The 13,443-nt window shown below is 72.6% G+C and carries 11 protein-coding genes; 6 read left to right on the top strand and 5 right to left on the bottom strand.

Translation table 11 applies throughout. The features are described 5' to 3' along the window. The first annotated feature begins 80 nt into the window (after positions 1 to 80). From WMF45_RS39960 to WMF45_RS39950, 3 genes are all read left to right on the top strand, one after another. A complete protein-coding gene (locus WMF45_RS39960) occupies positions 81 to 821 on the top strand; it encodes a ComF family protein (RefSeq protein WP_437711240.1) in 741 nt (246 codons plus the stop codon). Between the two features lie 1,050 nt (positions 822 to 1,871). Next, complete coding sequence (locus WMF45_RS39955) at positions 1,872 to 2,909, top strand: polysaccharide deacetylase family protein (protein ID WP_437711238.1); 1,038 nt, start codon at positions 1,872 to 1,874, stop codon at positions 2,907 to 2,909. Positions 2,910 to 3,107: 198 nt separating this feature from the next. Continuing rightward, the gene (locus WMF45_RS39950) at positions 3,108 to 3,830 is read left to right on the top strand and encodes a hypothetical protein (protein WP_437711236.1); all 723 of its coding nucleotides are present in this window, start codon (positions 3,108 to 3,110) and stop codon (positions 3,828 to 3,830) included. 58 nt (positions 3,831 to 3,888) lie between these two features. Here the strand turns inward: WMF45_RS39950 and WMF45_RS39945 are convergent, their stop codons facing one another. Then, positions 3,889 to 4,953, bottom strand: a complete 1,065-nt coding sequence (locus tag WMF45_RS39945) for an endonuclease/exonuclease/phosphatase family protein (protein WP_437711234.1) — start codon at positions 4,951 to 4,953, stop codon at positions 3,889 to 3,891. Between the two features lie 14 nt (positions 4,954 to 4,967). Here WMF45_RS39945 and WMF45_RS39940 point away from each other — a divergent pair, with 14 nt between their 5' ends. Next, entirely contained in the window at positions 4,968 to 5,426 is a 459-nt protein-coding gene (locus tag WMF45_RS39940; protein WP_437711232.1) for a hypothetical protein, read from the top strand. 101 nt (positions 5,427 to 5,527) lie between these two features. On the opposite strand, the gene WMF45_RS39935 is transcribed toward WMF45_RS39940, so the two are convergent. After that, on the bottom strand, positions 5,528 to 6,889 hold the full coding sequence (locus tag WMF45_RS39935) for a tetratricopeptide repeat protein (protein WP_437711230.1): 1,362 nt from the start codon (positions 6,887 to 6,889) through the stop codon (positions 5,528 to 5,530). Positions 6,890 to 7,068: 179 nt separating this feature from the next. Between WMF45_RS39935 and WMF45_RS39930 the strand changes: the two genes are divergently transcribed. Continuing rightward, positions 7,069 to 8,064: a hypothetical protein gene (locus WMF45_RS39930; protein WP_437711228.1), complete on the top strand. Its 996-nt coding sequence runs from the start codon at positions 7,069 to 7,071 to the stop codon at positions 8,062 to 8,064. Between the two features lie 36 nt (positions 8,065 to 8,100). On the opposite strand, the gene WMF45_RS39925 is transcribed toward WMF45_RS39930, so the two are convergent. Then, positions 8,101 to 9,513 (bottom strand): DUF4331 domain-containing protein, encoded by a 1,413-nt coding sequence (locus WMF45_RS39925; protein ID WP_437711226.1) that lies wholly within the window; start codon positions 9,511 to 9,513, stop codon positions 8,101 to 8,103. Between the two features lie 32 nt (positions 9,514 to 9,545). Further along, positions 9,546 to 10,610, bottom strand: a complete 1,065-nt coding sequence (locus tag WMF45_RS39920) for a hypothetical protein (protein ID WP_437711224.1) — start codon at positions 10,608 to 10,610, stop codon at positions 9,546 to 9,548. Between the two features lie 289 nt (positions 10,611 to 10,899). Between WMF45_RS39920 and kbl the strand changes: the two genes are divergently transcribed. After that, positions 10,900 to 12,090: a glycine C-acetyltransferase gene (gene kbl, locus WMF45_RS39915; protein WP_437711222.1), complete on the top strand. Its 1,191-nt coding sequence runs from the start codon at positions 10,900 to 10,902 to the stop codon at positions 12,088 to 12,090. Positions 12,091 to 12,095: 5 nt separating this feature from the next. Here the strand turns inward: kbl and WMF45_RS39910 are convergent, their stop codons facing one another. Further along, complete coding sequence (locus WMF45_RS39910) at positions 12,096 to 13,265, bottom strand: zinc-binding dehydrogenase (protein ID WP_012239885.1); 1,170 nt, start codon at positions 13,263 to 13,265, stop codon at positions 12,096 to 12,098. Between the last annotated feature and the right edge of the window lie 178 nt (positions 13,266 to 13,443).

Below are 13,443 nucleotides of genomic sequence, written 5' to 3'. Positions count from 1 at the left end.
GCGTCGTTTGCAAAGAGATCTTCTTTCGTGCGCCCACGCAACCGCACGTCCACTCACGACGAAGATCGCGCTGGTAGCTCATGAGCCTTTCCAGCGCCCTCGTCGCCGCAGTCCGCTCCGTGGTCGCCGCCGCTGCGCGCACGCTCAGCCCGCCGGCCTGTGCGGGCTGTGACACCCCGATCGCCGATGCCTCGGTGTTCTGCGCCGATTGCGCGCGGACCTCCGTGCCTTACGCGGAGGGGGCGCCGCGAAGACGTGCGGGCACGCGCGCCGCGGCGGGAGCACCTCTCGTCGCGTTCGCTCCGTTTGGCGGGGCGGTTGCGGAAGGTATCCGGCGCTTCAAGTACGGAGATCGTCCGGATCTCGCGCGCCCCCTCGGCCGGTTGCTGCTCTGCGCGGCGCGCGATGCGGAGGTGCGCGTCGACCTCGTTGTCCCGGTGCCGCTGCATCCGCGCCGTCTCGCCGAGCGCGGGTACAACCAGGCCGCCCTCCTGGCCGCGCACGTCGCTGACGGACTCGCGGTGTCCTTCGCCCCACGGGCCCTCTGCCGTGTCCGTCCCACCGCGCAGCAGGCGCAGCTCCCGCGCGATCGCCGCCTGCAGAACGTGGCAGGTGCGTTTCGCGTGCACGCGCCCGAGCGCGTCCAGCGCCGGAGGGTCGCGCTCATCGACGACGTGGCGACCACGGGGGCCACGCTCGCGGCGTGTCGAGATGCGCTCCTCGGCGCGGGCGCCGTTTCGGTGATCTACCTCGTCCTCGCGACGGCCGAGAGCGGGGCGGACGAGCTCAGAAGCTCACCTCCGTCAGCACACCGCACTTGACGCGGACGGTCCTGCCCTCGGTGAGCCATCGCGTGCCGTCGCGCGTCGGCTCGCCGAGTCGAACGAAAAAGCGCCCGCAACGCACCTCGACGGGTCGCTCGCTGGGCCCCACTGGCACGCCCGTCACGTAGACGGTCGCATTCCGGGAAGAGTTGAGCTTGAGCAGGCCGTGGCCCTTTCGCGGGGTCGGCGGAGTCGTCGCTGCAGCGTCGACGGATGTCTGTTGTTGAAGAGCTGCCGTCTCGGTGGCTGATGGTGCTGGAGGTGCCGCGGCCTCGGTGCTTGGCGGTACTGGCGGTGGCGCAGCCTCAGCACGTGGCGTCGGGGATGCGGTCGGCGTCGGCTGTGCCGTGGCGTTGGTCGCGCTCGCCAGCTGCACGGGGACGGCTGCTTGCTTTGAAGCCACAGCGGTGACGCTTACAGGACCGCCGGTGGTCACGATCGCCGGGCGAGGCGCTCGGCTGCGTGCCGCCAGCTCGGGCAGGCTCGTCTCGACGGTGTACACCCCCAGCCCAAACAGGATGGTTGCTGTCGCCAGCGCAACTCCGGCGGTGCCGAGCGGCGAGAGCGGCTTCGACAGAGGCGCCGCGACTGACTCAGGTTGAGGCGGGACCGAACCAGGTTGGGGCGAGGGCGGCCTCGACGGGGGGCCATCGTCCGACCCAGGTTGAGGTACGTCCGACCCAGGTTGGGGTACGTCCACGCCCGTCGACCCAGGTTGAGGTGCGTCCGACCCAGGTTGGGGTACGTCCACGCCCGTCGACCCAGGTTGAGGTACGTCCGACCCAGGTTGGGGGGCGTCCGCGTCCGTCGACCCAGGTTGAGGTACGTCCGACCCAGGTTGGGGGGCGTCCGCGTCCGTCGAGAACATCGGGCGCCACTTTAGCGGGATCGCTGCCGCCTCGGATTCCCCGGTCGGCGGCCCACCCGCCGGAAGCGCAAGAGCTTCGCCGTCGGAGCCGGTCTCGAGAGCAAGCACGAACGTCGGATGTGTGCTGGAATACATCCGTGTACGTCGTCGCACATCCACTGACGTGGATCCGCAGGAGGTTGCCGCGCGGTCGTCGTGTGCTGGCCGCCGGGGTGCTCGACACCCTCGGGCTCCTGGATCGCTTCCTCTGGCTGCGCGCGAAGCTTCGGCTGCCCGTGCTGTCCGTGTTCACCTACCACCGCATCGCGGAAGTCTCGGAGGTGGACGAGCTCGATCCGGGGGTCGCCGAGGTGAGCGCGCGCGAGTTCGAGGAGCAGCTCGCGGTCATCAAGACGCACGGCACCGTGGTGTCCCTCCGGGACGTGCGGCTCCTCGCGAAGGGGCGGAAGCTCCCGCCGAACCCCGTCATGGTCGCGTTCGACGACGGCTACCGTGACAACCACGACGTCGCGTTGCCCCTCCTCCAGCGCGCGGGGGTCACGGCCACGTTCTTCATCGCCACCGGATACCCCGACAGGGGCCGCCTCTTCTGGTGGGATCGCGTCGCGCTCCTCATGCACCGGTGCCGTCGGGCGCGCGTCGAGATCGCCTACCCAGCGACCCTCGTGCTCGAGCCGCTGCGCGACCCGATCGCGGCGGCGATGCTCGTCTGCCAGACCATCAAGCGCACCTCCGGGGTCGACATCGGGCGCCTCTGGGACGAGATCGAGCGCGCCACGGGGGTGTCGATCGACCTCGGCGAGGAGCGCGCGCTCGCGACCAGGACGATCATGGACTGGAACCACATCGGGGCGCTGCGCCGGGCGGGCATGGACGTGCAGTCGCACTCGCACAGCCATCGTGTCCTCCAGACGCTCTCGCCGGAAGAGGCCACTCGCGATCTTGCGCGCTCCCGGCGCGTGCTCTCCGACGCCCTGAACGAGGCCGTGCACGCGGTCGCGTACCCCGTCGGATACAGCCTGTGCGGCGCCTTCCATCGCGCCGTGAAGGAGGCCGGCTTCGAGATCGGCTTCACCAACAACTCCGGCCTTTGCATGCTCTCTTCCTTCGACCCCCTGAATTTCCCGCGCATCGCCATGGACCGCGGGCAGATCGGCGCGCTCTTCAAGCTCAAGCTGCTCATCGGCCAGCGGCCCGGCTCCCGGTCCGGCCGCTGATCGAGCAAAGACCGCGCGCCGCTCCGCCGCCGCGCGCCCCGCGCGCCCCGAGCGCCTCCGCTCGCCCGACGCCGCCTCGGCCGGCGCGCGTGTGGCCTGGGCTGTGCACGTGGACGTCGCTGGGCCGGTTCTGCACGCGCGTGGCCTCGATGGGCCAGGAAAGCTGCTGCGCAGCCTGTTCGACGAAGGGGGGCTCCCGTGAAAGGCACAATCCATGAACGCAGCTTCCGCGCCGCCGTCTCCATGCTCGGCGCGGCCTCGCTGATCTCCGCGGCCCTCGCGTCGGGATGCGGCGGCGCGTCGGCGCCCGCCGCCTCCGCGAAGGCGCCCGCGCGACCCGCGCAGGCATCGCCCGAAGGGCAGGGCGCGCGGGGGGCGAGCGTCGAGCAGCGCGAGCAGCGCGAGCAGCGCGAGGCCCAGCGCGCCTGGTGCGTTTACCTCGAGGCGCTCTACGAGCGGGCCACCGAGCAGGCGAAAGGCTGGCCGAAGTTCGAGCAATGCACGCAGATGACGACGATGGCCTCGCCGAAGATGCTCCGCGCGACCTCGGAGTGCTCGCTGGCAGCGCTGCGGCGCTTCGAGGGCGATCCCTTCACCGCCGCCTATGCGGAGGAGGTGAGCCGCTGCGGCTCCGAGGCCATGACGGCGACCACGCTCCCGCGCGCCGATCTGGCGCCGTACATGGCCGTCCTCTGCGGCCGCCTCGCGGGGTGCGGAGACCTCGACTACGACACCTGCCGGCAGAGCCTGGAGGACGGCCTCGGCCCGCAGCTCGAGCGAGCCATCGGCGCGATGAACAGCCGTGGCCGGCACGAGGTCCGCGCCTGCTTCGGCAAGCTCGCGTGCGGCGGCGATCTCGGCCCCCAGATCTCCGCGTGCCTCGAGCCCATCATGGACGACCTGCTCTGGCTGCCGGGGTGAACGGCCGCCGCGCCGCGCTCCGCCGCGCCGCGCCCAGAGCGGCGGCGCCGCGCGGAGATCAGCCCGCGGAGCCCGGCAGCCGGCAGCGCGCGATCAGGGGGACATGATCGGACAGCCCCGCGAACGCGCCCTTGTGCCCGAACGGGTGCGTGCCCGTGAAGTCCAGCCACTGGAGGCGCTCGGACGAGTAGACGTGGTCGAGGTGCATGCGGAGGTTCATGAAGCCGGCCGTCGGGAAGGCGCGCGCCTCTGTCTCGGAGAGGCAGCGGACCTTCGCGAACGCGTCCACGAAGCCGATCTCCTCGCGCAGGAAGCGATCGACCGGCGAGCCTGGCAGCGAGTTGAAATCGCCGACCACCACGAAATTGTCGCTCCGGCGCTCGCGGCGGACGAAATCGGCGAGCACCCTCGCCTCCTCGATCTGATTCGGCCCGAACCCCATCCGCGCGTCGCCTGTCCAGAACTCCCGCGAGAACACGCTCGGCAGGCTGAGGTGGGTGTTGAACACATCGAAGCTCTGCCCGCTCTCGTGCTCGAACGACACGTGCGCGCAGATGCGGGTCTGCTTCAGGCTCTTGACCCCCCGCCGATGGGTGATGTCGTGCGGGCGCTCGGCGTTGTGGTGTCCGATGTGGAATGTGTCGCGCGCGAGCACCGCGAGCCCGGTCGTGTAGATGTTCGTCCGCGAGGTAAGCCTGTAGGTGTGCGCGGGGAAGTAGTAGGCGACGTAGCGCTCGCGCCGCTCTGCCTGCGCCAGCGCCGCGTGCAGCTCCGTCATCAGGCGATCGAGCTGGGTCTCCTCCGGGTGCCAGCGCGGGTTCATCGTCGAGGACCTCAGCGACTGGGTCTCGACCTCCTGGAGGCACACGAGATCGGGCAGCGGGGACATCCGCGCGAGCGTCGTCGCGATCCGGGTGATGGCGGCGCTGGTCGAGGCGATGCCCCGCGTGCCGTGCCCGAAGTAGCGGACGTTATAGGTGACGATCCTGAGCGACGTGGCGTCGTCGCGCGGCGTCCCGTGGCCGCGGAGAGCGCCGGGCGCCGCGCGCGTCGAGGTCGGGTCCGGTGCCCGCTCCTCAGGTGTTGTGCCGCTCGAACGAGGTGGGAGGCGTCGCTCGGTCATGTATCCTCTCGCCCATGGGCAAGAACATCATCGTTTCCGAGGATACCATTCGTGACCTGCTGGAAGCGCATGCCTCCCTCTCCGCCTGGTATTACGAGCTCTGGTCGGCCCTGCGGGTCGCGAAGGCCTCGGCGAGCGCCCCCGATGATGCGGCCCGTGCGGCGTTTGTCGAGCGGATGGCCATGAGCTTCCCGGAGGTCGCGTCGATCGCCCGCTCCATCCAGGTGCCGAGGATGTTCGTCCCGCCGCCGCCCGCGGTGAGCGTGCCCCCCGTCGCGGCGGGGGAGACGGGAGGAGAGGAGGCCCCGACAGCGATCGAACCCGCGCCCGCCCGGCTGCGGGAGCTCCATGGCCAGCCACCGAAGAGCCAGCCAGGCTCGGACCCCACCGATGAGCTCGCCCCTGCGCCGTCGCAACCTGCGATAGCTCCTCCACCGCTGGTGGTCCCGTCGACCGTGAAATACGACACCTGAGGTCGAGTCCCCCTCGGCCGGACTCCAGAGCTTTCACAACAAGGCACGCCCTCGCGTGCTCCCCCTCAGCGCGCCTCGCGCGCCGCTCATCGATCAGGCCGTCAGCGCGCCGGGCCGCGGGGGGCCTTGCGACGCGCGAGGAGCTGCTCGGCCTCGTCAGCCCCTGTCATGTCGAACCTGGGGTTCAGATCGAGCGCGTCCCGCACGAGCCGCTCGCCTCGCGCCAGGTCCCCCAGGGCGATCCGGATCGCCCCGGCGTGGTAGAGCAAGCGCGCGTCCCTCGTGCCGAGCGCCAGCGCCCTGTCGCTGGCCGCGCGCGCTTCGGCCAGCTTGCCCGCGCGGTACAGCGCCCAGGCGTGGGTGTCCTCGGTGTAGATGTCTGCGCGGACGGCGCGCTCCGCGGCGGCGAGGCGGAGCGCCTCGTCGCGCTCCAGGCCCTTGGTCGCGTAGTACAGCGCGAGGGTCCGCCGGTCCGACCGCTGCCCCGCGTCGACCGCGCCGGCGTAGGCCCGCGCTGCGCCGGCGTGGTCGCCCGCAGCCATCCTGGCGTCGCCGAGCAGCCACGCGGTCTCCGCGTCCGGACGCTGCCGGTGGGCCCGCTCGAGGAGCTCGACGGCGCGGCCCCACGCGCCGCGGGCCAGCGCGACGCGCGCCCTGCCGGCGAGCGCCGGCGGATACCCGGCCTGCGCGGCGAGCGCCCGCTCGAAGCCCAGGTCTGCGCCCTCGTGGTCGCCCTCGTGCCAGAACATCATGGCCGCCTGGGTCAGGGTCCACGCGAGCGCCTCGGGTTCGCCCGGGTCGCCGGCGTCGATCGCGAGGCGGATGATCCGCTTCGCCGTCGCCGCGTCGCCCTGGAGCCACCGGAGCTGTGCGGCCCGCGCGTAGGACGGCAGGCCGGGCCGCTGATCGACCATCCGCTGCGCCGCGTGCGCCGCGACCTGGAAGGCGCCGAGCGCGAGGGCGGCGTCGCTGAGCGTCCCGAGCGCGATCGCGTCGCCCTCGTCCAGCGAGAGGACCCGTTTCGCCGCGTCGCGCGCCTCGGTGAACCTGCGCTCGTGGATCAGCGCGAGGCCGAGCAGGTTGAGCGACGCGCGATCCGCTGCGGCCAGCGCGAGCCCGACCTCCGCGCACGCGTGAGCCCGGCCGTAGAGCGACGGATCGCCCGAGGCGCGCGCCTTTCGGAGCCACGCGTGGCCGAGCGCGCTCCAGAGATCAGCGCCGGCGGGCGCCGTCGCGAGGCGTCGGGACAGCGCATCGATCTCGCGATCGACCGCGCTCGCACCCGCTGGGGCCGCGAGCGCGAGCGCGCGCGCCGCGTCGAGGCTCGAGGGCGCCGGCATCTCGGCGGCGTGCCCGGTCGATGTCGTCGCGGCCGGGACGGCCTCGGCGCGCGGCCGCTCGGTGCAACCGAGGCTTCCGCTCAGGGCAGCGCAGGCGAAGAGGCAACCCGTTCGTCGCAGCATCGGAGCGCTGACCTCCCCTCGCGCTGGAGCTCCGCCCTGGGCGCGCCGCGGCTCACCCGGGGGCGTCACAGGCTCGATCCGATCGCGAAAGAGCTTGCCTCGCCGGCCTGCGCCGGCAAGCTCGCCGCTCCAGCGCATCGTTCGATCGACCAGCAGCGCGCAGCGCGGAGGAGATCGCATTGCCTGTCCAGACGGATGGCCACCGCCTGCAGCGGCTCTGCGCCGCGGCGCTGATCGTGCCCCTCTGCGCCGCGTGTGCTCGCCGCACCTCGCCGGAGGCGGGCGCGACCGCGACGCCCTCGCCGGAGGCGGGCGCGACCGCGGCGCCCTCGCCGGCAGGGCCCGCGGAGAACCTGCCGGGCGACGAGATCTCCCCCGTCTACGGGAAGGCCGAGGGCGCGCCGGAGCCGCTCGCGGCTCGGCTGTGCGACGCGCTTCATGCGTTGCCCGCGCGGCGCAAGGCGGCGTGCTGCGGCGGCGCCGCGGGCTTCCAGGCCGCCGCCGAGTGCGCGCGCGCCCTGAGCGTCGCGGTGCGCGCGCGGGCGGTGACGCTATCGACCGACGAGGTGGACCGCTGTGTCGAGGCGATGGAACGGTCGCTCGATGGATGCGATTGGGTCTCTCCTCTCGCCGCCCCGGTCCCGCCCGCGTGCGAGGGGATCGTGCGGGGCGCGCTCGACGAGGGGGCCCGGTGCCGGTCGTCGCTCGAGTGCGCGGGCGGGCTGCGCTGCGACGGCGCAGGCCCCACCGACGCGGGCACCTGCCGCGCCCCGCGCGCCGCGGGGCCCTGCGGCCTCTCGGTCGACGCGCTGGCCGCGGTGACCCGGCAGACGCGCTACGCCGAGGCGCACCCCGAGTGCCGCGGCCACTGCGCCGGGCGCGCGTGCGCGGACGACCTCCCGCTCGGCGGCCGGTGCGAGGCCCACGCGGCCTGCGGGACGGGCCGCCGCTGCGTCGACGCGCGCTGCAGCGAGGCGGCGCTGCCCCCCGCCGGCGCCGCCTGCCTCGGCGGGCTCTGCGCGGCCGGCGCGCGCTGCGTGGACAGGCGCTGCGCGGCGCCGAAGGCCGAGGGCGAGGCCTGCACGCGCGACGGCGAGTGCCGCGCCGCGTGTGTTCGACGAGCGCGCGGGGGCGCCGCGGGCGGCGTGTGCGGGATGCGGTGCGCTGCGCCGTGACGGGCGAGCTGCGCGCGCTGCGCCACGCCGGGCGGCTCAGGGCCGGAAGTGGCCCTGGGTCGCGCCCTCCCAGGCCGTCGCGAGGTAAGGGAAGGCCGGGAGGAACCGCGCGTCGTTCGCGCCCACGCCGTCGCCCGCCGTCGCGCCGAGCGCGCCGGTCAGGACGAGCGTGAGCAGCGCGTCGGTGACGTCGGTCTGCTCGTGATCCGCGCCGGGGACCAGCGCGCGGCCGTTCGGGAAGCCCGATGGCATGCCCAGATCGATCCGGAGCACGTCGCCGACGGTCTCCAGGCTGTGTCCTCCGAGGCTCGCGGGCTTCAGGTTGAAGGCGTCGATGAGGTCGGTCCTGCTCTGCTTCAGCGCCTCGGGATCGAAGGCCGCGAGCGGCTGGCCTGCCTGGTAGAGCCCGGCGAACTCGGCGTCCCGCACCAGGATCGGGTTCAGGAAGTAGGCTCCGAAGTTGGCGAGATCGTCGCGCGGGTGCGCGCGGTTGTACTTGTCCTTGTCCTGCAGGCCGATGATCCAGGTGTTGATCAGCGGCAGGCCGACACGCGACACCTGGACCCAGGGACCGAGGCCATCTTCCTTGCCGTTCGCGCGCAGGATCCGCACCTTGCGGCGGCTCGCGGAGGCCCAGACGCCGAGCGTCTGCCCGTCGCTCGGCCCCGGCGTCGGCTCTACGCCGCCGTTGACCGCGGCGAGCGGGATCTCGAGCGCGAGCGTGTGGACGTTGAAGCCGGCGAGGTTGTCGCGCGCGGTGCACGACGGGTTCGGCGCCGCGAGGAGCGGGCACAGCCCCGCCAGATCGGACGCGCGGCCGAGATCCGCGTAGAAGCCGTCGTCGCGCGGCCCTGCCCAGGCGCGCCCCGTGCCGCCCGCCATCTGCTTGAGGAACTTCGAGGACGTCGCGAAGGCCGGGTAGCCGCCGCCGGTGATCCGGTAGGCGAGCTGGTTCGTCCTCCTCCCGATGTTCGGCGGCGCGACCGGGGCGTCCCTCAGGAGCACGGTCGACGCGCCGCCCTCGATCTTCGTCACGGTGTACGTCTGCTCCCCGCCGGCGAGCTGCGAGAAGAACTCGTTGCCGCCGCTCGGCGCCGGCGTGAGCCCCGCCGGATCCGCCGCCACGTACGGCCTGGTCGAGAACCGGAACTGATAGGTCAGCGCGTCCTCGAGGCTCGACGGCCCGCGCGCGATGTGCACCTCGTAGAGCACGTCGTCCGAGAAGCCGTGGAAGTTCGGCCCGCTGGCGGGCTCCTCGAGCGGAATGTAGCTCGCGAGGATCACGAGGTTGCCGCCCTCCACCCACGCGTACAGGTCGGTGTTGTCGGCGGCCGGATCCCTCGCGATGGCCGGCGCCTCGCGGTGGCTCGACGCTGCGGCGAGGCTGGGCGCGCTCAGCGCGACGGACGCCGTGAAGACGGCGACGGCGCGCGACGGTCTGTGGATCATGCGTGCGGGTCCTTCCATCGCTCCTCTGCGGCTCATTGCCTGAGCAGGAACACCGAGCCTTGCTCCTGGGCCCTGTGATCGACGAACGCGAAGACGTCGGCGCCCCTCGCGCGGTGCAGCCCCCCGGGCTCGTCGTGGCCAGGCGCGCCGGCGGCCGTCGCCGAGCGCGCCCCCGACGCCACCTCGATCCACACGACCTCGTCGGCGCCTCGGATCGGGTCGCGCGTGAGCACGAGCAGCGCCGCGTCGTCGCGCGTCAGCGCGATGCCGCACGGAGTACCGACGTGGAGCCCGGTCGCGAACGGGCTCACGAAGCCGTCCTCGATCCTGAAGATGGTCGCCGTCTTGTCGGGGCTCGCGAGGGTGTCGCACACGAAGACGTCGCCCCGGCCGGCGACCGCGATCCCGCTCGGGTCGACGAGCGGGCTCCCCTTGGCGAGCGCCGACACCTCGCCGCCGCGCGCCGGCAGCGAGAACACGCCGGGCTGGCCATCGTCGCGATCGCGCCCCGAGAAGATGATCCGCTCCTCGTTGTCCGCGCCGCGGGCGACCTCGAGGCCGCGCGCGCTCAGCCCCTCGCCGCCGTCGATCGGGGCGACGGCGCCGCCGGGCAGGTCGATCGCGAAGAGGGCGCCCGCGTCGTCGAGCGCCGGGTCGCCCGCGCCTGGGTCGGCCACGAAGACGCGACCGCCGTCCGCGCTGGTCGCGATCCCGAGCGGCGCCACGAGCGGCGGACCAGCCGCGATCTCGGCGGCGCCCGCGCCGCCTTGCGCGCCGATCCTGAAGACCCCGGCCCTGCCGTCCGCGCCAAGAGCGGTGAAGTACACGTACGCCCCGGCGACATCCGGCGTCGCGTCGAACGCGATCGCCGGGACGAGCGGCAACGCCGCATAGGGAGCATCCCCCCCCGCGCCGCCCCCGCCTCCCGTTCCGCTCGCCGCGGTCGTGCCTGGCGCTCCGCCGGTGGAGCCCGCGCTGGTCCGTCCGGGCGGATCCTCCGCGCGGCTGCAGCCCGGGTTGCTCGCGGCGGCCGCGAGCGACGCGACAGCGCACAGCACACCGGCGCTTCGCCGGAAGTCCCCCCTGGCTTCCGTCATGCCTGCTCCTCCCGAGGGCGCCGTTCGTGCGCTCGGCTCGCGCGGCGCGCGCTGGCGCACGGGACGCGAGCCGCACGGCGATCGCGCGGCGCTGGACGCTGCCCGTTCTGCCACGGGCCTCCCGGATCGAGTAGGCCGCGGCCGCGCCGCGCGCGACAAAGCCGCGTGCACCCTGCCTCTCGTGTCCGGGGTCGCCTGCTGGCGCTCAGGCCCATGAGCAGCGCCGCCCTGGGTGTCCGGACGGCGTTCCCCCGTCGACCGGCTGACAGCCCCGTTTTATAACGACGTCATGTTCGATGTCGCTCGGTCACTGTACGTACGGGCGTTGGAGGACATCCGTGCGGCGGGTCTCTACAAGGAAGAGCGGATCCTCGCGACGCCGCAGGGGCCGGTGATCCGGACCGAAGGTGGCGCCGGGGTCCTCAACTTCTGCGCGAACAACTACCTTGGCCTGTCGTCGCACCCGGCGGTCATCGCGGCGGCGAAGGAGGCAATCGACACGCACGGCTTCGGCCTCTCCAGCGTGCGCTTCATCTGCGGCACGCAGGACCTCCACCGGCGGCTGGAGTCCAGGATCGCCCGCTTCTTCGGCACAGAGGACGCCATCCTCTACTCGTCGTGCTTCGACGCGAACGGCGGCCTCTTCGAGACGCTCCTCGGCGAGGAGGACGCCGTCATCTCGGACGCGCTGAACCACGCGTCGATCATCGACGGTGTCCGCCTCTGCAAGGCCGAGCGGCACCGCTACCCGAACGGGGACATGGCCGCCCTCGAGGACATCCTCCGCGCGACGGCGGGCAAGCGGCTCCGGCTCATCGCCACCGACGGCGTGTTCTCGATGGACGGGTACCTGGCGAAGCTCGATACCATCTGCGATCTCGCCGACAAGTACCGCGCGATGGTGATGGTCGACGACTCGCACGCGACCGGGTTCATCGGTCCGACGGGGCGCGGGACCGCGGAGCTCTGCGGCGTCATGCACCGCGTCGACGTGATCACCTCCACGCTGGGCAAGGCGCTGGGCGGGGCGAGCGGCGGCTTCACGACCGGCCGGCAGCCGATCGTCGACCTGCTCCGGCAGCGATCGCGGCCGTACCTGTTCTCCAACACGCTCGCCCCGGCGATCGCCGGCGCCTCGATCGCCGTGTTCGACCTCATCGACGCGGAGCCCTCGCTGCGCCTGCGGGTGATGGAGAACGCGCGCCGGTTCCGGCAGGGGATGACGCAGGCCGGCTTCACCATCAAGCCCGGCATCCACCCGATCGTGCCCATCATGCTGGGCGACGCGCAGCTCGCGAACGAGATGGCGAAGGCGCTGCTCGCCGAGGGCATCTACGTCATCGGCTTCTCGTACCCCGTCGTGCCGAAGGGCGAGGCCCGCATCCGGGTGCAGCTCTCCGCCGCGCACGAGCCCGAGCACGTCGATCAGGCGATCGACGCCTTCCAGCGGGTCGGCCGGCGTCTCGGCGTCGTCGCCTGAGCGGCTCAGTAGCGGAGGATCACCTTCGGGTGGCTCGAGATCGCCTCCTGGAAGGCCGCCGCGTCGTAGTCCTCGAAGTCGAACACCGTCCCCTCGCCCCGGTTCAGGATGACCTCCCAGATGAGGTCGTGGATGTTCGGATCGCGCGACTCGAGCAGGTGGCGCGTGATGTGCCACGTCTCGAAGATGCGCCGGCCGATCACGCTGTGGAGGCTGATGCCGTCCACGATGAGGCGGTCGAAGTTCTCGATCACCGCGTCACCGCTCTTCAGGCCGAAGAGGATCACGTCGCCCCCGCGCCTCGCCGCGTGGATCGCGTTGTTGACGCTGCTGTTCACGCCGCTCATCTCGAGCACCACGTCGACGCCGACGCCGTCCGTGAGCTTCCGCACCCGCTCCGTCAGCTCGGGATCGCTCGCGTGGGGCCGCTCGGGGCTGGCCCGGTGCGGGCGCAGGATCGCGTCGGCGCCCAGGCGGCGGGCCATCTCGGCGTTCCGCTCCGCCGGCTCGACGCCGATGACGTAGATCGCCCCCATCGCCCGGGCGATCGCGATCGCGAACAGGCCGATGGTCCCGCAGCCGAAGATCGCCACGCGCTTGCCGCGGAGGTTCACCTTGGTGCACGCGTGCACGGCGTTGCCGAACGGCTCCTGCACCGCGGCGACCTCGGGCCGGATCCTCGCGATGTCGGTGCGCCAGAGGTTCTTCGCGGGCAGCTTGACGAGCTCGGCGAAGCAGCCATCCTCGCTGATCCCGATGATCTTGTCGTCCGCGCACACGTGGGTGTCGCCGACGCGGCACTGGTAGCAAGCGCCGCAGGCGATGTGGCTCTCGGTCGACACGATGTCGCCGATCTGAAGCCCGAAGGACCGGCGCGCGTCGGTCCCGAGGTCGACCACGCGGCCGAGCAGCTCGTGGCCGATCGTGCGCGTCGCCTTCCGATCGCGATCGAGCGACGAGAGGATCATGTCCTTGAAGGCGCTGCGGAACCAGATGCCGCGATCCGAGCCGCAGAAGCCCGTCATGATCGGCTTGACGAGGACGCTCGCGCGGTCGTGGTAGTCCCTGGCCTCGTCGATCGCCGGGCGCTCGACCTGATCCTTGGCCAGCCCGACGGTGGACTCCCACGGCTGCTTCTCGCGGTTGTACGTCAGCGCCCACATCGCGTCGCTCATGCACCTGGCTCCTGTTCGGGGTTCGAGGCGCACGCAGCTGGCGCACGGGCGCCTCGGACATGGGAAGCGTGGCGCGTGAACGAGCGAGCGCCCATCAGAAAATTGCGCTCGGGCTGCCCACGTCTCCCGCGTCTCCGCTCGGCCTCTTCGGCTCGATCTCGAGGCGCCCCGGGCGCAC

Origin of the sequence: Sorangium sp. So ce448 (genome assembly GCF_051520915.1) — a bacterium.
Taxonomy (GTDB): domain Bacteria; phylum Myxococcota_A; class Polyangia; order Polyangiales; family Polyangiaceae; genus Sorangium; species Sorangium cellulosum_B.
The sequence above is the reverse complement of the archived record's forward strand: the minus strand, read 5'-3'. Positions and strand labels throughout refer to the sequence as shown.

Bases quoted from the DNA above. Each gene is read 5' to 3' on its own strand.
- WMF45_RS39960 (WP_437711240.1), top strand. From the start codon at position 81: ATGAGCCTTTCCAGCGCCCTCGTCGCCGCAGTCCGCTCCGTGGTCGCC.
- WMF45_RS39945 (WP_437711234.1), bottom strand. From the start codon at position 4,953: ATGACCGAGCGACGCCTCCCACCTCGTTCGAGCGGCACAACACCTGAG.
- WMF45_RS39910 (WP_012239885.1), bottom strand. From the start codon at position 13,265: ATGAGCGACGCGATGTGGGCGCTGACGTACAACCGCGAGAAGCAGCCG.
- WMF45_RS39940 (WP_437711232.1), top strand. From the start codon at position 4,968: ATGGGCAAGAACATCATCGTTTCCGAGGATACCATTCGTGACCTGCTG.
- WMF45_RS39925 (WP_437711226.1), bottom strand. From the start codon at position 9,513: ATGATCCACAGACCGTCGCGCGCCGTCGCCGTCTTCACGGCGTCCGTC.
- kbl (WP_437711222.1), top strand. From the start codon at position 10,900: ATGTTCGATGTCGCTCGGTCACTGTACGTACGGGCGTTGGAGGACATC.
- WMF45_RS39935 (WP_437711230.1), bottom strand. From the start codon at position 6,889: ATGCTGCGACGAACGGGTTGCCTCTTCGCCTGCGCTGCCCTGAGCGGA.
- WMF45_RS39920 (WP_437711224.1), bottom strand. From the start codon at position 10,610: ATGACGGAAGCCAGGGGGGACTTCCGGCGAAGCGCCGGTGTGCTGTGC.